Source organism: Qipengyuania proteolytica, assembly GCF_019711565.1.
Lineage (GTDB): Bacteria > Pseudomonadota > Alphaproteobacteria > Sphingomonadales > Sphingomonadaceae > Qipengyuania > Qipengyuania proteolytica.
Genome location: NZ_JAIGNN010000001.1, coordinates 1,623,711 through 1,646,016, shown reverse-complemented (window position 1 = coordinate 1,646,016; position 22,306 = coordinate 1,623,711). Strand labels below are relative to the sequence as shown.

At 63.0% G+C, this 22,306-nt stretch carries 15 protein-coding genes; 10 read left to right on the top strand and 5 right to left on the bottom strand.

Features of this window, described 5'->3' with window-relative positions; genetic code table 11:
* Window positions 1-4 precede the first annotated feature (4 nt).
* On the top strand, window positions 5-1,321 hold the full coding sequence (locus tag K3172_RS07985; protein ID WP_221588572.1) for a hypothetical protein: 1,317 nt from the start codon (window positions 5-7) through the stop codon (window positions 1,319-1,321).
* A 1-nt stretch (window position 1,322) separates the two neighbouring features.
* Entirely contained in the window at window positions 1,323-2,534 is a 1,212-nt protein-coding gene (locus K3172_RS07980; protein ID WP_221588570.1) for an acyltransferase, read from the top strand.
* Here K3172_RS07980 and K3172_RS07975 read toward each other — a convergent pair.
* The gene (locus K3172_RS07975; protein ID WP_221588568.1) at window positions 2,517-3,380 is read right to left on the bottom strand and encodes a LysR family transcriptional regulator; all 864 of its coding nucleotides are present in this window, start codon (window positions 3,378-3,380) and stop codon (window positions 2,517-2,519) included. The two genes, K3172_RS07980 and K3172_RS07975, sit on opposite strands and share 18 nt — an antisense overlap.
* A gap of 108 nt (window positions 3,381-3,488) precedes the next feature.
* Between K3172_RS07975 and K3172_RS07970 the strand changes: the two genes are divergently transcribed.
* Entirely contained in the window at window positions 3,489-5,048 is a 1,560-nt protein-coding gene (locus K3172_RS07970; RefSeq protein WP_221588566.1) for a proton-conducting transporter transmembrane domain-containing protein, read from the top strand.
* Between the two features lie 25 nt (window positions 5,049-5,073).
* The gene (locus tag K3172_RS07965; protein WP_221588564.1) at window positions 5,074-7,473 is read left to right on the top strand and encodes a YbcC family protein; all 2,400 of its coding nucleotides are present in this window, start codon (window positions 5,074-5,076) and stop codon (window positions 7,471-7,473) included.
* A gap of 64 nt (window positions 7,474-7,537) precedes the next feature.
* On the opposite strand, the gene K3172_RS15530 is transcribed toward K3172_RS07965, so the two are convergent.
* Complete coding sequence (locus tag K3172_RS15530; protein WP_247717965.1) at window positions 7,538-7,858, bottom strand: hypothetical protein; 321 nt, start codon at window positions 7,856-7,858, stop codon at window positions 7,538-7,540.
* On the bottom strand, window positions 7,852-8,580 hold the full coding sequence (locus K3172_RS07960) for a methyl-accepting chemotaxis protein (RefSeq protein WP_247717964.1): 729 nt from the start codon (window positions 8,578-8,580) through the stop codon (window positions 7,852-7,854). The genes K3172_RS15530 and K3172_RS07960 overlap by 7 nt, the downstream gene beginning before the upstream one ends.
* A gap of 214 nt (window positions 8,581-8,794) precedes the next feature.
* On the opposite strand from K3172_RS07960, the gene K3172_RS07955 reads away from it, so the two are divergent.
* On the top strand, window positions 8,795-9,247 hold the full coding sequence (locus tag K3172_RS07955; RefSeq protein WP_221588562.1) for a GFA family protein: 453 nt from the start codon (window positions 8,795-8,797) through the stop codon (window positions 9,245-9,247).
* Between the two features lie 543 nt (window positions 9,248-9,790).
* Here K3172_RS07955 and K3172_RS07950 read toward each other — a convergent pair.
* The gene (locus tag K3172_RS07950; RefSeq protein WP_221588560.1) at window positions 9,791-13,357 is read right to left on the bottom strand and encodes a PAS domain S-box protein; all 3,567 of its coding nucleotides are present in this window, start codon (window positions 13,355-13,357) and stop codon (window positions 9,791-9,793) included.
* Window positions 13,358-13,542: 185 nt separating this feature from the next.
* On the opposite strand from K3172_RS07950, the gene K3172_RS07945 reads away from it, so the two are divergent.
* Window positions 13,543-13,875, top strand: a complete 333-nt coding sequence (locus K3172_RS07945) for an Hpt domain-containing protein (protein ID WP_221588558.1) — start codon at window positions 13,543-13,545, stop codon at window positions 13,873-13,875.
* On the opposite strand, the gene K3172_RS07940 is transcribed toward K3172_RS07945, so the two are convergent.
* Complete coding sequence (locus K3172_RS07940; protein WP_221588556.1) at window positions 13,876-14,565, bottom strand: response regulator transcription factor; 690 nt, start codon at window positions 14,563-14,565, stop codon at window positions 13,876-13,878. It abuts the gene before it with no gap.
* Between the two features lie 92 nt (window positions 14,566-14,657).
* Between K3172_RS07940 and K3172_RS07935 the strand changes: the two genes are divergently transcribed.
* From K3172_RS07935 to K3172_RS07920, 4 genes are all read left to right on the top strand, one after another.
* Window positions 14,658-15,635, top strand: a complete 978-nt coding sequence (locus tag K3172_RS07935; protein WP_221588554.1) for a hypothetical protein — start codon at window positions 14,658-14,660, stop codon at window positions 15,633-15,635.
* Window positions 15,636-15,649: 14 nt separating this feature from the next.
* Window positions 15,650-16,129 (top strand): hypothetical protein, encoded by a 480-nt coding sequence (locus K3172_RS07930; protein ID WP_221588552.1) that lies wholly within the window; start codon window positions 15,650-15,652, stop codon window positions 16,127-16,129.
* A 72-nt stretch (window positions 16,130-16,201) separates the two neighbouring features.
* Window positions 16,202-17,263 (top strand): DUF11 domain-containing protein, encoded by a 1,062-nt coding sequence (locus K3172_RS07925; protein WP_221588550.1) that lies wholly within the window; start codon window positions 16,202-16,204, stop codon window positions 17,261-17,263.
* A 40-nt stretch (window positions 17,264-17,303) separates the two neighbouring features.
* Entirely contained in the window at window positions 17,304-22,304 is a 5,001-nt protein-coding gene (locus K3172_RS07920; protein ID WP_221588548.1) for a hypothetical protein, read from the top strand.
* Window positions 22,305-22,306: the final 2 nt, after the last annotated feature.

Genomic DNA, 22,306 nt, shown 5'->3' with positions numbered 1-22,306 from the left:
CGACTTGCGTAAAGTCCTCGCCAGCGTACTGCCTGAAGGCAAGTCGTTGAACGGCCGCGATGCCTTGGCGTTGCTGTCGCTCGGAGCGGTCGTGTTCGCCGTATCCTACCTGAGGCTGGAAGCGAGCCGCGAGGCGCTACAGGTCAACAACTGCATCTTCGGGGCCGACGCGGCCACTTATGCCAAGGCTCTCGCGACCGAGCAGTATACCGGCATCAAAGTCCAGAAGCACGCGCTCGCCGTCGTCATGCTCGGCTTGCTCGCCATGCCTTTCAAACTGGCAGGCCTTGCGCCGGCGGTGGCCGGTTCGGCTGCGCTGGCAACCGTCAATACGCTTGCTGCAGCCCTGATCTACGTCTTCGGACGCGCAAACGCCTGTGCGTCCCTCCCCTCTGTCGCCCTCGCCCTTATGGCCTTTTCCGGATTGGGCACCGCGACCCTGCTCGGCATTACCGAAACCTACGGCGTGACCATCGCGATGATCGTGACTGCGCTGATCTTCTTCCCGCTCGCCGCCGAGCATGCGAAGAGCGAACCCGTCTTCGCGCCGCTGATGGCAGGCCTGCTGACATTGGGGCTTGGCTTTGCCAACGCGCCTGCGCTCGCTTTCCTGCTGGTCTATTTCGCGAATTTGTGGCCGCTGCGCCAGCAACTCGACGGGCGCAGACTGGCGATTGCTGCAGGGCTCCCGCTGCTGTGCGTCGCCATCGCGCCGGTGCTGCCGGTACTCGTCGCCGAAGGGACCGATGCGGGCTCGAGCTGGCACGCCAATTATCTCGCACGCTATGCCACCTTCGCCAACTTCACCGACTTGGCGACGATCGCAAACTTCCTGCTGAACGCGCTGGTCTTCGCCTTCGTGGCGCCTCTGGAATTTCTGCGCTGCCGGTTTCTGATTCCCGAGTTGGCCGAACTCATGGCCCGGCCGGTCAATCTCATCGCCTACGGCGCGCTGATCGCAACATTGGTGTACGGTATCTGGCATAGCCTGCGGTCTGAGCAGAGACCGACGACACTCGGCATCCTGCTTGCGGTCGTGGCGATCCTGGCGTTCTATCTCTATTTCAACCCCGACGAAGCGATCCTGTACAGCCCGCAATGGACCGTGCCGCTGGTGCTGGCAGGCGCTTCGGGCCTCGGGCGCATACCGCTCATCGTAGCGGGCGTGGCATTGCTGTGTCTCGCGGTGAACCTGCCGCCATTGGGCAATCCGCGGACGCACGACCCGTCTCGCTGCTGCCCGATACCGCCATCGACCATGGCCGACCGTGAACACCCCGCGGCGCTCGCCCGCGAACGTGCTGCCGGCAGGGGGAGATAAGATGCAGAACCGATCGACCGACCTGCCTTCACGCCAGACGGAAACCCCGCCGCTCGCCAGCAAGAGCCACGTCCCCTTCCTCGATTACTTCAGGGCCTTCGCCATCCTTTTCGTGGTCCTGATCCATTCCGGAAACGCCGTGCTCCTGCGGGGAATATCAGACGGAGGCGCAGAGACCGCGAGCGGGGTCCGCACGGTGGTCCATATCCTCTCGCACAATTCCACGGTCTACTTCGCGCTTATCTCGGGGGTGCTCTACGCCTTCACCCTCCACCGCAAGCCGCATCTGCCCTTCCTGAAGTCCCGGGTCCTTAACGTCTTCGTTCCCTACGCGGTCATTTCGATCGGCCTGACAGTCCTGCTCTACGGTTATGCGAGCTACACAGGGCGAGCCGCGTTCGACCCGCTCGGTCTGGCGCGGCTGACAGCCTACAATGTCGCGCTGGGCGAAGCCTGGAATACGCTTTGGTACATACCTGTGGTGATGGTTCTTTACATCATCAGCCCACCGCTTCTGGCAATCGTCCGAACCCCCTCATGGCAATGGCTTGCGGTGGCGATCGCGCTGGTCCCGCTATTCGTTTCACGAACGGGAAGCGAGGTTACGCCGGCGATGATCGCTTTTTTCATCGGGGTCTATGTCGTCGGCCTGGCAATAGGTGCGGATCTCGACCGGGCCCTCACCGTCTTTCGCAAAAGCCGCGGTGTCCTGTGGATCGCGGTCGTTTGCAGCGCGACGGCCGTGGCCTTTCTCGATGCCAGAGGGATCGAGTTTCTCGGGCAGACATCGCTCCGCGAAAGCGCGATCTACATCCTGAGATTGGCGATATCCGGCCTGGTGCTGCTGTGGTTGTACGAACATTGCGAATCGTTCGGCACGCGCACTTCGGCCCTTTTGCTGCTGTTCGCAAACTACGCCTTCGGCATCTACTTCCTCCATGGGCCGCTTTTGCGACCGATTGCCAGGGTGCTCGGGGAGGCGGTACCCGTCGGCGATCCGTGGTTGGCCGTCAGCATCGCCATATGCGCCGCCTTCGTGCTCGCGCTGACCATCTCGACCGTGATCGTACACGTGATCGTACGTACCACCTCACCATTCTCGCGCTACCTTATCGGAGCCGTCGCCGCCAAGCCCGCCAAGGCCACGGGTCGGAACAGCCGCACGGACAGCACCGACGTGGCGGCCCAGCCACCGCTACAACAGCGATCGTAGCAGCGGGTTCGGGAATTTCCGTTCGACGGTGACGCCGTAAAAGGTTTCCGCAAGGCCCGGCAACTCGGCGCTTTCGATCAGCTCGCCGCTGGCGAGTTCGTCCCGCACGACGATCGGTGGCAGCGCCGCAACGCCGACACCCTCGCGCACGAGCAGGCGCATCATCGCCATGTCGTCGACCTCGGCCGCGATCTGCGGGTTCAGGCCGAGCCTGTCCATCATGGCATCGAAGCCCATCCGCAGCGCGGATCCCGGAGTGGCGAGGACCATGGGCGCGAGCGCAAGATGCTGTTCGAGCGAACGGTCGCGGGGCAAGAGTTCCGGCTTCGCGACCAGGCTCACCGCCTGGTCGTCCAGCCGCCGGACGACGAATTTTCGCAGTGTGTCGGGCGGCGGCGGCTGGTTGGTCAGCACGACATCGAGATGAAGGTCGGCCAGCGCGTTGAACAGTTCGCCCGCACTGCCCGAATGGAGGATGACCTCGACGTCGCTCCTGCCCAGCACCGGGCGGAGGAAGGTGAGCTGGAAATTGCGCGACAGCGTGGCCAATGACCCCACACGCAAGGCCTGCCTCTGGCGACCGCTGGCCTGCAAGGTCGCAATCATCTCGTCACCGCTGGCGAAGATCGCATTGGCGTAGTCGAGCGCGATCCGCCCTGCCTCGGTCAACAGCAAAGAGCGCCCCCTACGCTCGAAGAGTTGCTGGCCGAGCCGTTCCTCGAGCAGCCTGATCTGCGTCGACACCGAAGATTGCGAAACGTTCAGGCTTTCCGCTGCGCGCGTAAGGTTGCCCTCGACTGCAACGGCCTGGAAATACCGCAGGTGATGATAGTTGAGCTCGCCCATTTCGTTCTCTTAATCAGAACATAAAGGTATAAACAATGTATTTTTCCTGATCCAGATATGGCCCTATCCGGCAGCCCGACCTGCCTTGCATCCTCCTCCGGAGCGACCATGACCGAACCATTCCTGCCTCTTGCCGCGCCGCTGCTCTTCGCATTCGTCGCCGCGCTCGCCATCCTCAATCCGGGCCGGCGACCGATCTGGCTTCTGCGGACGGCGGAAGGGGCGGCATTGGCCGCAATCGCGATTTCGCTCGCCGCGCTCGTCGGTCTCGTGCAGGCTGGCCCTGCGACCTCTTCGGTCATCGGCTGGGGTGGGCTCGGCCTCTCGGTCCGGCTGGATGCCGTCAGTGTCACCATGCTGCTCATGATTACGGTGATTGGCTGGGTGGTCCTGCGCTATTCCGCAAACTACCTCGACGGCGAGGCGCGGCAGGGCGCGTTTGTCGGCTGGTTGTCCGCGACGCTTGCAGCGGTGCTGCTGTTCGTCGTCGCCGGGAATCTGTCGCTTCTGGTGGCCGCCTGGATCGCTACGAGCCTGTGTCTCCATCGCCTGCTGCTGTTCTATCCCGACCGGCTGCAGGCGCAACGGGGCGCGCGCAAGAAGTTCATCGTCGCGCGGACCAGCGACATTGCGCTGGGCGCCGCGGCCGGCCTGCTCTGGTGGGGCTATGGCACAGCCGACATCGCGACGATCCTCGGGGCAGCGCGCGAGGGTGTGGCTCCCTCCAGCGCGATCATCGCCGCCGGCCTGCTCGCTTTCGCCGCAGTCCTCAAGTCGGTCCAGTTCCCCACCCACGGCTGGCTCACCGAAGTGGTCGACACGCCGACCCCGGTTTCCGCCACGCTGCACGCAGGGGTGGTCAATGGCGGTGGGTTCCTGCTGGTCCGCTTCGCCGATGTCATGCTGATGGCACCCGGCGTGCTCGCGGTGCTGGTAATGATCGGCGGTTTCAGCGCGCTATTGGGCGGGCTCGCCATGCTCGGCCAGCCGGCGGTCAAGAATTCGCTCGCTTGGTCGACCATCGCCCAGATGGGCTTCATGATCATGCAGTGCGGCCTCGCGCTGTTCCCGCTCGCCCTGCTGCACATCGTCGCGCACTCCTTCTACAAGGCGCACGCGTTCCTGTCCTCCGGTTCGGCGGTCGAGGTCGTGACCGCGAACCGCCGGCCCGGCCCGATCGCGGTGCCCAGCGGCAGGAACGTCGCCGCCGCCTTCGTCCTGGCGCTCGCCATCTACGCCGCGATCGGCGCGCTGTTCGGACTGGCGCACAAGAGCCCGCAGGCGATCGGCCTCGGTGCGATCCTCGTCTTCGGCGTGGCCTATCTCCTGGCGCAAGGGCTCGCCGACAAGGCCCCTCGCGCGCTCACCCGCAAGACCGCGCTTTATTCGGTGCTCGCCTCGCTCGGCTATTTCGGACTGCAGCGGCTGTCCGAATGGCTGACCGAGGGGACGCTGCCCGCCACCCCGGCTCCGGGTCCGCTCGAGTGGACTCTGATCGCGCTCGCCGTGTTCAGCTTCGGCCTGACCGCCGTCGCGCAGGCGCTGTTCCCGCGCTGGGCGATGCACCCGGCCGCGTCGGGCCTGCGCGTCCACCTCTCCAACGGCCTTTACGCCAATGCCGTGTTCGACCGGCTGGTCGGCAACTGGTCAGTTCGCAAGACCCGCTGACCGGACGATGCAGGAAACCATGCCCATGACCGCACCCTTCCCCGCTGCCCAGTTCGATGCTTCGGCGCTCGCCGTCGCCATCGAGGACGCCATCGAACACGCCGTGCGCCAGATCCCGCCCGCATGGCCGCTGGCTTCTTCGGTCGCGGTCAACCCCTTCCTCGGCCAGTCGGGCGAGACACTGGCGGCAACGGCTGCGCGCCTGCGCAGTGTCGGCGGGGTGCCGGTTACCATGCCACGTGCATGGTACCGCGATCGGATCGCAAGCGGCACCATCTCCGATGGCGATCTCGCTGCAGCGCTCGACGCCTCGCCGCATGCGGGCAAGCCCGCCGACCTTACCGCGCTGCACGAGGCGATCGCGGCGAACCTTCCCACGGCCGCCCCACTCGCCAGCGTGGCGATGCTCTCCGCCCGCGCGAGCGGCACCGATTGGCCCGGCATCCTCGCCGACCGGATCGGGTCCTGGCTGGGTAGCTATTTCGACCAGGGACAGGCCCTGTGGCCCGCTATTCCGGGCCGCTCCGCATGGGCGGCCTGGCGCACCTATGCGACGCACGACCTCACGCCCGAAATCATGGGCCTCGACGGCTTCGCCCGCATCGTCGCAGAGGCGCCGCAGAACCCCCGCATGCTCATCGAGCGCGCGGTGGGGACGCTAGGCCTAGAGTCGGCGGCGTTGCCGGGCTTCTTCCACCAGCTGCTCTTCTCGCTCGGTGGCTGGGCGCAATATGCGCGCTATCGCCTGTGGCAGGCCGAGCTTGCCGGGGGGACCGACGCCATCGTGTCCGACCTGCTGGCCATCCGCCTGTTGTGGGAAGAGACCCTCTACCTCCAGCACCGCGCGGCGATTGCCGACGACTGGGCCGAAGTGCGCGCCGCCCATGCCGCGACGCACGCGGCCGAGCCGGAGGATGTGATCGACGAAATCCTGCAGGAAGCTGCCGAGCGTGCCTCGCAGCGCGAGCTCGGTGACGTCCTCGCGACTGCCCGACCGAAGCCTGCGACCGACCGGCCCGCCCTGCAGGCGGCCTTCTGCATAGACGTGCGCTCGGAAGTATTCCGTCGCGCGCTCGAAAGCGCCGACCCCGCCATCCAGACCATCGGTTTCGCCGGCTTCTTCGGTCTCGCGACCGAGCATCGCGGCTTCGCCTCCGACATCGCCGAGCGCCGCCTGCCGGTGCTGCTCAACCCTTCGCTTACGTCGGTCGCCGGCGACAAAGGCGACGACGAACGCGATCGCACCACCCGTTTCACCCTGCGGGCCAAGCGCGCCTGGGGCCGGTTCAAGTTCGCCGCCGTCTCCTCTTTCGCCTTCGTGGAGGCCACCGGACCGCTCTACGTGGTTAAGCTGCTGCGCGATGCGCTCGGACTGGCGGGCTCGACGGCGCCGGGCGAACCCACACCGCGCCTCGCGCCGGAGCTTCCCCTTGAAGCGCGGATCGACGCCGCGCACACGATCCTGAAGGCGATGTCGCTAACCACCACCTTCGCGCCGGTGGTGCTCATCGCGGGCCATGGCGCGAATGTTACCAACAATCCCCACGCCAGCGGCCTGCACTGCGGCGCCTGCGGCGGCTATTCGGGCGAGGTCAATGCGCGCCTGCTGGCCGGCCTGCTCAACGACGCCGCCGTTCGTGACGGGCTCACCGGGCGCGGGATCGTCGTACCCGCGGACACGGTTTTCGTGGGCGCCCTCCACGACACGACCACCGACCGCGTTACGCTTTACGATGGCGATCTGGAGGACACGTCCCCTGTCGACCTGGCGCAGGTGCGCAGCTGGCTGGAGACAGCCGGTGCCCTCGCCCGGGCCGAGCGCGCGCCCCGGCTGCCGCATGCCTCTGGCGGGGCCGACATCGCCCGCCGCGCACGCGACTGGGCCGAAGTCCGCCCCGAGTGGGCGCTGGCAGGGTGCAAGGCCTTCATCGCTGCACCGCGCCACCGCACGAGCGGCCGAGAGCTAGAAGGCCGCGCCTTCCTCCACGACTACGACTGGCGCCAGGACGAGGCGAACGGCTTCGCCGTGCTCGAATTGATCATGACCGCACCGGTGGTGGTCGCAAGCTGGATCAGCCTGCAATATTATGGCTCGACCGTCGCCCCGACCACTTTCGGCGCCGGCAACAAGCTGCTCCACAACGTCGTGGGCGGCATCGGCGTGTTCGAGGGGAATGGCGGCAACATGCGTGCCGGGCTATCCTGGCAATCGGTCCATGACGGGGAACAGCTGGTCCACGAACCGCTGCGCCTCGCGGTCTGCATCGAAGCGCCGGTCGATGCCATGACGGCGATCCTCGACAAGCACCCGCAGGTGCGCGAACTGTTCGACAATCGCTGGTTGCACCTCCTTGCACTCGACGACGAAGGTCGCCCCGCAAAACGTTATGTCGGCGATCTGAAGTGGAGCGAAACGGAGACCTGAGCTGAGCCGGCATCTGGCCGGCCCGTTCGCCCGGGAAACCCGAACTTGCGCCCGGTGCGACGGATCAGGCCGCGCGCAAGCTCGTAAGGAACGAGGCCGCTTCCTCGACAAGGATTTCGGCTCTCATCGCAATCGTACCGGTCGAGTTCGCCATTTCCTCAGCCAGACGACGGCCCTCGTCCGACGCACTCGCCGCGCTTTCGACGTCTATTTGCAGGCGGGCGTTGTCCGAGGCGGTATGCTCGGCATGACGCGCGATGGACACGGCCGTCTGCGTCTGATCCTCGGTCGCCATGCGGATGCTAGCGGTGGCGTTCGAAACCTCCCCGACCTGGGAGATGATGCCGCCCATGGTCTTGGCCACGGCTTCGACGCGCGTCAGCATCGCATTGACGATATCGGCAATGTCCTGGGTTGCAGCGGCAGTCTGGTTCGCCAGCAATTGACCTCCCCGGCAACCACCGAGAAGCGCGATTTGTCTGCTCCCGCGCGCGCCGCCTCAATGGTCGCATTGAGCGCCAGCAGATTGGTCTGCGTCGCGATGTTGGAGATCATCCCGGCGACTTTTTCCACACGCTTCGCATCCTCGACGAGTTCACTGATGACCCGTTCGCCCCAGCGCGCGTCGCTGACCACCTGCGTGGGCACTTCGGATTGTTCGGCAACCCGTCGCGAAACTTCGGTCGCAACGGACAGGGCGCCCACCGCCATGACCCCGGCGATGACGCCGCACAGGAGGATCTGTCCCTCGACATCGTTGTCGACGATGGCGCCGCACAGCAACAGGCCCCACGCGATCGCGGTTACCAGGGCCGAGCCGGCAGTGGAGAGCACTTCCTTGCGCGCATCCTCGACCTGCCAGTCTTTGGCCTGATTGCGCCGCCACACCGCAAGCGTCCAGCAGGACACCAGCAACAAGGCGACTAGAAAGGGGATGAGCTGCATCGGATCGGTCGCAGTGAAGGTGATCAGGCTGGCAGCCGGCACGGTGCAGCCGAAAACGAGCGGATACCCGCCGCGCGCCGCGCGCAGTTGCGCCGAAACCAGCTCGGTCGGCAGCGCTTGCTCGCCTTTGCCGAGGCCCAACAAGAAAGGGAGAGAAGCCATCTTCCCATCTGAGGTTTGCTTGGACCGCAGATGGTAAGAAAGATTGGTTAAGCAGTGTTCAACCCGGCCGGGAGGCATGGTCAGAAAGGGGCCGGAAAGCTGCGCTCCGGCTTGCAATCGGGGCACGAAAGTGGGGTAATCATGACTGGGTTTTTCATGCTGGGAGGACAAGTATGGCGGCTCCCGACATCCAAGGTCGTTGCGCTGCGGCGAGGTGCGTTTCGAACTGACGGACAGGCCCTTCGCAATCCATGGCTGCCGCTGCAGCTATTGCCAGCGGGAAACGGGAAGCGCCTTTGCTGTCAATGCCCTGATCGAAAGCGACCGCGTGCGCGTCCTCGAAAGGTCGCCCGAGGCCCATGTCACCGCGTCGGCAAGCGGGCAAGGCCAGACGATCCTGCGCTGTCCCCGATGCAACGTCGCGCTCTGGAGCAACGATCCGGGGTTCGGCGAGCATGTAACGTTCGTGCGTGTCGGTACGCTCGAGGCGAGGCAAGACCTCGCGCCGCAAGTTCATATCTTCACCTCCACCCGACTGGAGTGGCTAGACTTGCCGGCACATTCGCCGCGCTCTGAAGGAATGTATCCCGTCAGCGACCTGCGGGTACTCTTCGGCGGGACGGACGGACAGCGCTGGCTCGCCTGCGCCCGGCGCGTGCACGGATAGCGGCCCTGCCTGCTTGCCCCTGGGGCGACACCGGTCTGATCGCGGTCGAAGGACGATCCGATCGCTTCCGGTGCTTCCGCGCGGTGACTCCGTATTCGGGCCCTGAGTGAAGTTAGTAACGTCAGAGGAACGGCCTGGCGGAAATTACCTTATTGATTTTTCGTATTTTTGTTATCTTGAGGTAAAAGTAGCCCCAACACCCCCCTCTTGTCGATCTTTTACGGCAGATTGATCGAAGAACGCGATGAGAGGCTCATCAATGAAATGGATCACCAGTCGGTTCGGTGGCTATTCTGCGAATTCTCGAAGACTAAGCGGACTGCGACGGGGGCATTTGGCAAATGCGCTCCTTCGGTCGTGGGCGGTCACAAAAATTCAGCAAGAACACTAGGATTTTGCCGAGGAGTCCTGCCAACCAACATTCTAGAACTACAATGTTTTCTCTACATAAGACACGTATGTAGTTCGAGCAATAATCTGTGTGGAGTTACTCAACCAGCCGTCTTTCAGAAGTGTGCGACCAATGAGAAGGACTGATTTGGCCTAGAAGGCACGGAGCACTTCAGTCCTGCTGATCCCCCCGAGATGGGTCAATATTGAGTCCAAAAGCTCGGTCCGCACTGAACCAGAGGCTTCACGATAATTGGTTTCGAAGTTCCGGCAATGGTCCCCCAATTCCCCCTGACCAAAATACGCGGCAGTACCCGCAATCTGATGTAAAAGCGCGAATACCTGGTCGAGGTCGCTCTCTCGTTGCACGCCATATTCCTGCAGTCGCAAAACAAGCGCGTGCGCCTTTGCTATGCGATCTTCGAACAGTTGAGCGAAGCCGTCGCATTCAGAATGTTCGGGGCCAGGTTTCGCAGGGCGCCGCATCCTCATGGGGATATCTGCAAGAACCCTATCCAAGTCCCGAAGCCTGACCGGCTTCGAGAGATGCGCTTGCATGCCAGCGGAACGACACGCTTCGACATCTTCCTGATAGGCATTGGCGGTCAGTGATATGATCGGGAGTTCCTCTGCACAAATTCCCGCAGCACGAATCTGTCTGGTCGCCTCGAGCCCATCCATTTCCGGCATTTGCATGTCCATCAAGACAACACCGATCGGATCGATCGATCCCCGCCTTGCAAGCACGGTCTCCAGCGCAATCTGGCCGTTTTCAGCTATGAGAGTGCGATACCCTGCCTTCTCTAGCATCTTGATGGTCAGGATTTGATTGATCTGGTTATCTTCCGCGACGAGAACCAGCATGTTTGCGGGACCCGCTTCGCGGGATTCCATAAGATCGGGGGTTTCATTTCCGGAAGGTGCCTCGCATTCCAGCAAAGGGAGATGCAAGATGAAAGTCGAACCTGCGCCTTCCTCGCTTTCAACCGAGAGACTTCCACCAAGTAGACCCGCCAGCTTGGCGCTGATCGGCAGGCCCAGGCCCGTCCCCCCGTAGCGACGTGCAATACTTTCGTCTGCCTGCGTGAACTCGTCGAAAATATGCTCAAGCCTATCCGCTGCAATGCCTGGCCCGGTGTCGCTTACTGCAATCCTGATGCATCTGCCCTTGCGATCGGCCTGCGCCTTTAGTGAGACTGTCCCCTGTTCGGTGAACTTCAAGGCATTGCCGACAAGATTCAACAGGATCTGGCGAAGTCGCATTGGATCCGACCTGAACCACTGGGGCACGTCCGCGTCACATTCGAATTGGAGCGCCAAGCCCTTTTGCAGAGCGACCGGTTCCATCAGCCGGATTGCGCCAGCAATCTTGTGCCGAAGATCGGTCGGCTCGCCGGCAATCGTCATTTGACCCGACTCGATCTTCGCAAAGTCGAGCAAGTCGTTGAGAAGGCGAAGCATGGATCGGCCTGAGTCCGCTATCATTTCCAGGTTCTGACGCTGGTCTTCATCAACCTCCCCTGCGAGGGCCAGCTCCGTGAATCCGATGACCCCGTTCATGGGTGTGCGGATTTCGTGACTCATGTTCGCGAGGAAAGCGGACTTGGCCTGCGTGGCGGCTTCGGCTCGCTGTTTCGCATCGGTGAGGGCGAATTCGAGACGCTTCGTTTCGTCGATGTTCCGCAGCGAAGCCACGATCTCCAGTGGATCCCCGCTTTCCGGATCTCGTACCAAGGCACAATTTGCCTCGAGCCATTGATAGGTCCCAGGCTCGAGAATTCTTTCGGAACGGAATGCAATTCTCGCGCGGTCGCTGGCACCGGTCGAGAGCGCTTCGAACTCGGCTTCAACGACAGCTATGTCTTCGTGGTGGAAACCTGTGATAAATTTATTACCGATCATTAACTTGTGATCGATTCCGAACAATTGCTTCGAAGATGGCGAAGCGTATCTGCACACCCCGCCTAGGTCCAGCCTTAGGACCGCGTCAGTGACGTTATCGGCGAGCAGGGCAAGTTGGCTTTCGCGTTCGGCCAGGCTTTGTGTTGTCTCGACCAATTGAGTGATGTCGTGGGCCACCCCGACGAAGCCCGCTATCTCTCCCTCAGCACTGAATTCTGCCGCATTGACCGTCTCGATCCACACATCACCTCCAGCTGCGTCCCGATAGCGGATGACGCGGCGCCTTACGTCCCCCGGCTTGTGGAAACCGGTGAATGCGGGGTCTGCTTCGTATTCTTCGCCTGTGGCCAAGCGTTCTTTCCACCCATCCCCCAGAATGTCGCTTTGCTCGAGCCCAAATCCCTTCAACCATGCAGCATTGACGTAGGTGATCTGTCCTTCGGCATCGGCCTGAAAGATACCCACCGGCGAAGCCTCTGCAAGTTTGCGAAAGCGCGCCTCACTCGATTCAAGAGCATGATCGTGTGCGATCTTCTCCGTCACATCGGTGCCAGTCCCGATGGCGCCGCCAAATCGTCCCAAGTTATCGAATTGCGGCGTCAGCCTCACAGCAATCTGCCTTGTCTCGCCCGCTGCGGTACGGATTTCGACAATGTGTTGCTCTCCGACGCGTTGGCCGGCTTCGACCGCTCTCCTCTCGGCCTTCAGATCGATCGTGCCTGGATTCATCAGGCGGTCGAAGGGTGTTTCGCCGATCAGACTTTCAGAACTGTGACCGGTAGCGCTTTCCCATCGGGGATTGAGATAGGTGAACTTCCAGTCACTATCGACGCGGAACACGAGATCGCTGATCCCGTCGAGGATAGAGCCCATGAAGTCCCGACTTTCCTGAAGGTCGCGCCCAATTTCCGAACGGTTTGACAGCACCATCGCGACAGGCAGTCCGATCGCGAGGCAAGACGCGAGGAAGGTCTGGAACGCAATGATCTCTTCCCTGGGCCCGCCCGCGACCAGCGCGATCGGGCCGAAGCCATTGAAACTCGCCACAGCGGCCACGATTGCAGTCAGGAATACCACCAGCGCCGTCCCCAACCTGCCGGTCAGGAATGCGGCGAGAACAACCACTGGCGCGGCGAGAAACAGGAAGGGATACGTGTTTTGCGCGAAGATGAGCAAAAGCGCGATCACCGATATGAAAAGCGTTGATATCCAGTTTATTAAAGGATGTTTCCTCCATTCATTCTCAGGGAATTCGAGCGCTTCCCTGAGGACAAGTATGAGAGAGGATAAGATTGCGATCGCCAACGCGTGACCGGACATCCAGCGACCGAAGCTGAACCACCATTCCTGACCCTGCCAAGCCAGCAAAACCGAAGCAGCGCCGATTCCGGAAACCGCCGGCACGGCAACGCCGATCAGCAGCATCCTGCCAAACTGTCGAGCATCTTCAAAAAGTGTCGTGCGATCCACGAATTTCTCAAGCGCCCATAGCGCCAACGCGATCTCGAAGATGTTGGCCGCGGCAAGCATCAGCGCAATTACGGGTTCGTCGCCGACGGCAAGGTTCGCTGCGACTCCGGAAGCGAAACAAAGACCGAGTGCAGCAATCTTGCAGCGAGCACCGCGACCGTAGATCATCCCGACGACGAACGCGTTCGCTATCCAGAAGGCGGCAATCCGCCCTGTAGCGTGCGTTAGCTCTATCGCCGCAAAAGCCAAAAGCCCGAAGACAAGACTGATCAGGGTCGCGCCAGCGATGCTCGCGCACGCGCCGAAAGGCTCGACCCTACCTCTTCCACTTCCAAGCGGGCTTGTCATGTCATTTGCATGGCGGATGTATAGTTAATATTGAGTAACGTCCTGCCTTTGCCGGAACCGATTATTCCTCACTCGAAACGAGCACCTTTTTTGATACTGTGAAGCGCATTTCTGATAAGGTTGTAACGTCACGATAAGCGGTCTCGTTGATTCTCCAGATGCGGACCATTGAAAGGCATCAGAGTATGGCGTCCAGCGCACTGATCGACATGGAGATGGTCGAGCAAGGCGCAGAAGCGCTCGGGCGGGAAGAGATGATCAAGCTTTGCAGGCTCATGGCCAACACATGTCTTGCGGATGCCCGTCGGCTTGCCGTTCTGGATGCCGCGGAGAAACGCCGCACTCTTCACAGCCTGGCAGGCGCCGCAGCAAGCTGCGGAGCGGAGCGCCTTGCAGTCGAGGCACGCCGGCTCGAACGCAGTCCAACCTGGTCGGACGATGACTTTGAAACCCTTTGCAATGTCGCGTTGGCAACGCAGGAGTGGGCGATCCGCGACCTACCATTTATTCTCTCATAATCAGATATTTGCACTGGATTCCTGCAGCGCTATGATAGCTTGGGCACGATTAGTGACCCCAAGAACCTTGAATATCGCAGAAAGGTGGGATTTTACGGTCGCCTCCGATAGATCGAGATCGTCGGCGATTACCTTGTTGGAGTGCCCCTTCGCGAGCTCGATCACGACCTTGGTCTGAGCCGGAGACAAGCGCTCGATCGCAGAACTCAATTGGTCGGCATCTTCGGGAATGGCATCAGGCAGATCCGGGAAATAGGTTGCACCGCCAAGGACGGCGTCCACGGCCTCCTTCATCACGGCAACCGAAGCAGACTTGCTCAGAAAGCCGCGGGCGCCCAACGATTTTACACGGGCGATCACTTCGCCGCGATCGTTGCCACTTACGACGAGGACCGGGATATCCTTGTTCAGGTTGCGGACCATCGACAAGTTCGCGAGACCTTGACTGTCCTTTAGCGCGAGATCCAGGAACAAGGCGTCATAGCGCTCCCGCACTAGAGCGCGCTCAACTTCCGCAATTGAAACGGCTGTATCGACAACCACGGCGCTATCGATCGAATGGACCGTCAGCGTCAGCGCTGCGCTACACAGCGGATGGTCATCGGCAACAAGAACCCGTCGCACCATCGCAACCCTCTCTGTTTTCCGTTCTAAGACCCTGTCACGGACGGGAAAGCCCATTCCGTCCATGTTACAATCTTTAACAAGTTTAGCCTCATACCTTCGTATGAATACGTGGTTTTCGTAAGTTTTCGATAACCTTGTTCCCTCACCTTGGGAGCATGACACACGCAACCCAACGCATCGCCGCCAGTTCGCTGGCTATCGCAACGCTCCTTGCGGCGCAGCCGGCCCTGGCCGATGGCGTACCCGCAGGCACGATCATCGAGAACACCGCATCGGCGACTTACTCCGATACCGGCGGTACGCCGCAGACGGTGGATTCGAACACGGTGACCGTCCAGGTCGACGAGCTGCTCGACGTGACCGTGGTCACGCAGGACGCGAGCGCCGTGTCGATCGGTTCGGGTTCGGCGGTTCTCACCTTCCAAGTCACCAACACGGGCAACGGCCCCGAAGCATACGACCTGACTGCAGATCCGGCCGTTGCCGGCAATGATTTCGACGTGACGATCGATGCGATTGCTTACGACACCAACGGCAACGGGGTCTACGATCCGGGCGTCGATGTTATCCTCGGACCGGGGGAAGCCACCCCGGAAATTCTCGCGGACGGCTCGCTGACGGTTTTTGTGCTCGTGAGCGCACCGGCCGGCGTTTCAGATACAGAGACCAGCCAGGTCAACTTGCTGGCAGAGGCGGTTACCGGAACGGGCGCGCCCGGTACGACCTTCACCGGCCAGGGCGTCGACGGGAGCGATGCGGTCGTCGGTACGACCGGCGCAGATGACGACGACTTCGGCTCGCTGTTCGCGACCATTGCCAGCCTCTCACTGGTCAAGTCGGCGACCGTTGCCGACCCCTTCGGTGGGAACGAGGCCGTTCCGGGAGCAACCATCACCTTCACCATCGTCGCTTCGGTCACGGGCAGCGGCAGCCTTGCCGACCTGCGCGTCACCGACGCCACGCCGACCGACACCACCTACACTGCAGGGTCGATGACGCTCGATGCAGCCTCGCTCACCGATGCCGCCGACACCGATGCCGGCACTGCCGACGCAAGCGGTATCGACGTCCTCATCGGCGACGCGAACGCCGGCGACAGCTTCACCATCACCTTCGACGTTGTGATCGATTGATAGGGACAATGACCATGAAGAACGTATCACTCAAGAATGCGCTGATTGCTGGCGCGCTGCTTGCAGCCACCACCTTCGGTAGCGGTCCGGCTCTCGCCCAGTCGCCGGTCACACTCGACAGTGACGTCAAGGTCGAGCGCACGGTCGTCGATGACGGCGTGTCCGAGCAGGTCCTGACCGCGCCGGTGGACGTGGTACCGGGCGACAAGCTGGTCTTCGAGACGAGCTACGCCAACAACGGCAGCGAAGTCATCGAAAACTTCGTCGTGACCAATCCGCTGCCCGCAGCGGTCAAGCTGGCGGCCGAGGACAATTCATTCGTGGTCTCGATCGATGGCGGAAAGACCTACGCTGCGAGCGTGGCGGACTTGTCCGTCAGTTCCGAAGCTGGCCGGAAGGCCGAATTGGCCGACGTAACCCATATTCGCTGGACTCTCGCGCGCCTTGAACCGGGCGAGCGCGGCAGTCTGTCCTATCAAGCCATCGTCCGCTGACCAGCGGGGGGGGAAACCGCCATTTCCGCGGGCGGGTCGAACGCGGGGCAGAACCAGGAAGGGTTTTTTGAAATGACACGCACCAGCAGATTGCTGGGCGCGGTGAGCACAATCGCGCTCGTCGCTCTCAGCGCAAACCCAGCCCTTGCCGAGGGCACGGACGCGGGCACCGCGATCCAGAACACCGTCTCGGTCACCTTCGACGTTGGCGGGGTTACGCAAGACCCGGTCGACTCGAACACGGACGAATTCCTCGTCGACCGCAGGGTCAACCTGACCGTCGAGGAAGTCGGCGGGGCGGCGACGATCGTTTCGCCGGGGTCGACGCAGCAGGTCACGACCTTCACCGTCACCAACCTATCGAACGATACGGTCGACTACGCACTGACGGTCGACCAGCAGGCTGGCGGCACCAGCGCGTTTGGCGGCACCGACACGTTCGACACCGGTACGACGACGATTTATCTCGACGATGGCGACGGCGTTTTCGACCCGTCGACCGACACCCTCGTGACGTATATCGACGAACTGGCGGCCGACACGTCGGCAACCGTCTTTGTCGTAACCGACATCCCGCTTGGCCAGGTGACCGGTGACATCGCCACCGTCGTGCTGACCGCCGATGCCCATGAAGGCGGGGCGACCGGCTCGCTCGGCGCCGAATTGACCACTTCGGCGACCAACACGGTCGACGCGGTCGACACCGTTCTTGCCGATGGCTCGGGCGCGACCGATGCCGATTACGATGGCGCATTCTCTGCACGTGACGATTACCAGGTCCTCGCTGCTGCTCTCTCGGTGCTGAAAACCAGCCGCATCGTTTCCGATCCGATCACCGATGTGACCGGCGGGACGCCCAAGGCGATCCCGGGCGCCGTAATCGAATATTGCATCGCGGTTTCGAACGCGTCCGGCGGCGCACCGGCGACCAATATCGTGGTCACCGATCCGCTTCCCGCGAACACGACCTTCGAAGCGGGCTCGATCCTCCTGGACGGCACCGTCTCGTCGGGAACCTGCAACCTCGACGGGTCTGCCGGCGGTTCCTACGACGGCACGAACGTCACTGGTGCGCTTAGCGATATCGCTGCGGGCGACACCGCGACGCTCGTCTTCCGCGCAGTGATCGACTGACCGGGCAACAAGCGTGCGTTTCAGCCGGACCTTCCACGACATGGCAGCAGCACTCCTCGGAGTGCTGCTGCTGCTCGTCGTGAGTCCGGCGAGCGCGCAGACGATTACCAATACCGCCTCGGCACAATGGCGCGTCGGCGACCTGCCGGGCGACACCGACTCCAATGAGGTCGTAATCGAAGTGGTCGACGATCCCGTGATCATCGACACCTTCCTGCCGACACCCGGCACCGACGTTTCCTTTCCCTACACGCCTACTCTTTGCGGCAACCAGCCCCTGGCGATTGGCGGAGGGAATGGCACCGGGCCGAGTCCGCTCGGCGTGACGCCAACCGACACGGTCCGGATCGGCGACATTCTTGTCTTCCGTGTGACGGCGAGGGCCGCCAATCGTGATCCGTCGTCGATCGACAGCATCGTGACGACGCTCACGACGCCTTCCGGCGACGAAGAAACCGTCACCATATTCGAAACCGGCGACAACACGGGCGAGTTCGTGGGCGCGATACGCACTGCCCCGATTCCGCCGCAGCCTGTTGCCGGAGATTGCCTGCTCAGCGTGCATCCGGACGAAGATATAAACGTCGAATATCGCCGTCCCGACGGAGTTCCGATCGTCGTGGCTGTCGTCGGCGTGCTGGCCGATCCCTATGGTTTCGTCTTCGACAGCCAGACCGGCCAGCCGGTGACTGGCGCACGCGTGACCCTGGTCGATGCTGCGACCGGCCAGCCGGCGACGGTTTTCGCCTATGACGGCGTGACCCCCTGGCCGTCGACGATGATCAGTGGACAGCCCGTCACCGATGCCGCCGGCAATGTTTACGAGATGGAGCCGGGCGAGTTTCGCTTCCCGCTCGCGCCGCTCGGCACCTATCGGATCGTGGTCGAACCGCCCGCGCCCTACACTGCCCCGTCGGAAGCCACCCCCGCTGAGCTCGCTGCGTTCTCGCGGCCGGATGGCGATCCGTATGTGATTGTCGACGGGTCTTATGGCGCCGCTTTCTCGCTCGCCACGATCGAGCCGGTTCGCCTCGATATCCCGCTCGATCGCCCCGATGTCCTGATTTCGCTCGACAAGACCGCCTCGCGTCCCAACGCGATGCCCGGTGATGCCGTCTTCTACACCGTCACGGTGCGCAACCAGGACACGCTCGGGCCGAAATTCGATGTCGTCGTGCTCGATACACCGTCGCCTTGGCTGCGTCTGCGCCGCGACAGCGTCCGCGTGGACGGCGAGCCTGCTCCCGACCAGGTCGAAGTGAGCGACGACGGACGCACGCTCTCCATCCGCTTCGACGAAATCGCTGCCGGCGCAAGCCACGTGGTCCGCTATGCCATGGTCGTGCGCGCCGACGCCGTACCCGGCAATGCCGAAAACCTCGCCGTCGCGACCGATCGCCGCGGTGACGAAGTCCGCACCAGCGCCTCGATCCGGATCGAGCGCGAGACCATCGGCAGCCGCATGACGCTGATCGGGCGCATCACGGAAGGGCCGTGCACGCTCGAAGACGCACGCCGAGGCATTCCCGGCGTCCGCGTAATGCTGGAAGACGGCAGCTTCGCCATCACCGATGCCGACGGGCGCTATCACTTCGAAGGGCTCATGCCGGGGACGCACGTCGTGCAGGCACAGCGCCAGACGCTGCCCGAAGGCGGCGAGTTCATCGACTGCGCGCGCTCGACGGCGAACGCCGGAGCCGTCGATTCGCGCTTCGTGCGTGGCCAGGGCGGCAGCCTCGTGGTGGCGGACTTCTACGCGACCCTGCCCACCGACTGGGCCCCGCCCTCGCCCGATGTCGCCCTGCAGCCGCTGGGCGACGCCGAAGCAGCTGGCGCGGAGACCGACTGGCTGGCGCTTGGCGACGGACCGGCCGATTTTCTCTTCCCCGAAGTGGGCCATAATCCGCGTGCCCCCGCGGTTCGCATCGTGATCCGTCATGAAGTCGGCCAGAAGGTCGAACTGAGAGCCAACGGCCGCGACGTCGATCCCCTGTCTTTCGACGGGGTGAAGAAGGCCGCGAGCGGATCGCATGCCGTCAGCATCTGGCGCGGCATCGCGCTGCATAGCGAGGCGACGAACTTCACCGCGACGATCCGCAATGCAGATGGCTCCGTCTCCGCAGAAATCGCCCGGGTCGTCAATTTCGCAGCCGCGCCGGCCCGTGCCGAATTGCTGCTCGATCGCTCCAACCTGGTGGCGGACGGCAAGTCGAACCCGGTGATCGCCGTGCGCATCACGGATCGCAAGGGCCGTCCGGTTCGCACCGGCGTTTCCGGCAGCGTGGCAATCAATGCCCCCTACGAAAGCGCACAGGCGATCGAACTCGCACAGTCGCGCCAACTCAGCGGACTTTCGGGCGCCGCGCCGAGCTGGACGATCAACGGCGATGACGGTGTCGCGCTTATCGAACTCGCTCCGACCATGGTCAGCGGCCCGCTGCACCTCGGTTTCACCTTCTCCGACGGCCAGACCAGCCGCACCCAAGAAATCGAGAGCTGGATCGTGCCGGGCGATCAGGAATGGACGCTTGTCGGCCTGGCCGAAGGCTCCGTCGGCGCGCGCTCCATCGCCGACAATATGGAACGTGCCGGACGCTTCGACAGCGATCTCGGCGACGACGCTCGCGTCGCCTTCTACGCCAAGGGCCGCATCCTTGGAAAGTTCCTGCTCACCGCTGCCTATGACAGTGCCAAGCAGCGCGACGAAGAGCGCCTGACCGGCGCGATCGATCCCAACGCCTACTATACGGTCTTCGCCGACGGTTCGGTGCGCCGGTTCGATGCGGCGAGCCGCGAGAAGCTCTACGTCCGCGTCGAGACCAGCACGTTCTACGCCATCTACGGCGATTTCGTGACCGGCTTCGATCAGACCCAGCTGGCGCGCTACAACCGCGCCGCAACCGGCGTTAAGGCGGAAGGCCGGTTCGGCGCCGTCCACGTGCAGGGCTTTGCCACCGAAACCGAGACGCGCTTCCGCCGCGACGAAATCCAGGGCAATGGCCTGTCCGGCCCTTATCGCCTTTCGAGCCGCGCGATCGTCGCCAACAGCGAGAAAGTGACCATCGAGGTCCGTGACCGCTTCCGCTCCGAACTCATCGTGTCGAGCCGCACGCTCGAGCGCTTCATCGACTACGACATCGACCTGCTATCCGGCACCATCCGTTTCAGCGCGCCTGTCCTCAGCCGCGATTTCGACCTCAACCCGCAGTTCATCGTGATCGAGTACGAAATCGACGAGCTGGCCGGCTCGGGCGAATGGAACGCCGGGGTTCGTGCGGATGTCACCATGGCCGATGGCAACGTGCGTCTCGGTGCAACCGCCATCACCGACAAGGGTGATGGCGCGCGTACCGATCTCGCCGCGGTCGACGCCCGCGTCCGCATCGGGACCGATACCGAGGTTCGTGCAGAAGTCGCTGCCAGCAAGGCCGAAGGGGAGACTTCGGCGGCCTGGCTCGTCGAAGCCGAACACCACAGCGGCGATGTCGATGTCCTGGCCTACGCCCGCTCGATCGAAGCCGGTTTCGGCACGGGCCAGCAAAGCAACGCGGAAGTCGGTCGCCGCAAGGTCGGTGTCGATGCGCGATATCGCGTGAACGAGGCGATTTCGCTGGTCGGCAGCGCCTGGCGCGACGACAGCCTGGTCGACGATGCCCGCCGCGATGCAGTACAATTGCAGGCGAGCTGGCGCGGAAAATCGACCGACCTGCGCCTGGGCATCGCTCGCTTCGCCGATCGCTATGCCGATGGCACGAGCGGTGCATCCACCGTGCTCGAAGGCGGCGTGACCCAGCGCCTGCTCAACAACCGCCTCGAGCTGAGCGCGGCGACGAGCATCGCGCTGGAAGGGACGGATTCGATCGATCTGCCGACGCGTCACCGTTTCGGCGCCCGCTATGCGATCACCAACGAGATTCGCGCGATCACCGATTACGAAATCGCCTCGGGCGATGCGATCGATGCGCGCACACTCAAGGGCGGCTTTGAGGTTTCTCCCTGGAACGGCGCCCGCGTGACGACCACTCTCGGCCGTCAGGATATCGCCGAATACGGAAAGCGCAGCTTCGCCGCCTTCGGCCTTGCGCAGAGCTTTGCCGTGACGGAGAATCTCTCGGTCGACGCCACGGTCGATCACAATCGTCAGATCGGCGGGGTGGATTTTGCCCAGGTCATCAATCCGGCACACCCTGCCGCGAGCGGTGGACACCTGGGCCAGAACGGCGAGCTCTTCGAAGATTTTACCGCGGCGACCCTCGGTGCAAGCTGGCGGAAAGACCGCTGGGCAGCAACCGCACGCGGGGAATATCGCGACGGCGAATTCGCCGACCGCAAGGGGCTGATTTTCGGTGCGATACGCCAGCTGGGCGAAGGCAGCGTGGTCGGTTCGGGTCTCACTTGGACCGAAGCCGAGGGTGAGAACGGCGCAACCAGCGAAATCATGGATGCAGCCATTTCCTTCGCGCACCGCCCCGACAATTCCCGCGTCGCCCTGCTCGGCAAGCTGGAATATCGCAGCGACAAGGTCACCGGAGCTATCGCTGGCGAAACCGGCCCAGCCGGGCGCACCGCGCTGACCGTCACCGGTCACGCTGAATCCCGCCGCCTGATGGCCAGCCTTTCGACCAACTGGTCGCCGCGCGGCGAAGATGAAGACGGCGCAGAAGGCTTCTTCCAGCGTAGCGAGTTCGGCCTGTTCCTGGGCGGTCGCTACAATTTCGACCGCTTCGACGACTTCGACCTCGCAGGTTTCACCGCGTTGGTCGGGGTGGACGCAAGGATCGGCGTGGGCGAGCGCTTCGAGATCGGCGGGCGCGCGACTATGCGGAGCAATGTTACCGACGGTTACACCAGCTTTGCCTTCGGCCCCGAGATCGGCTTTACCCCGACCGACAATGTGCTGCTCAGCGTCGGTTACAACATCGAGGGTTTCCGTGACCGCGATTATTCGGCAGCACGCAACACGGACCAGGGACTTTACGCCACCATTCGCATGAAACTCGATGCCGACAGCTTTTCTTTCCTCGGTCTCGGAAGGCGGTAAGT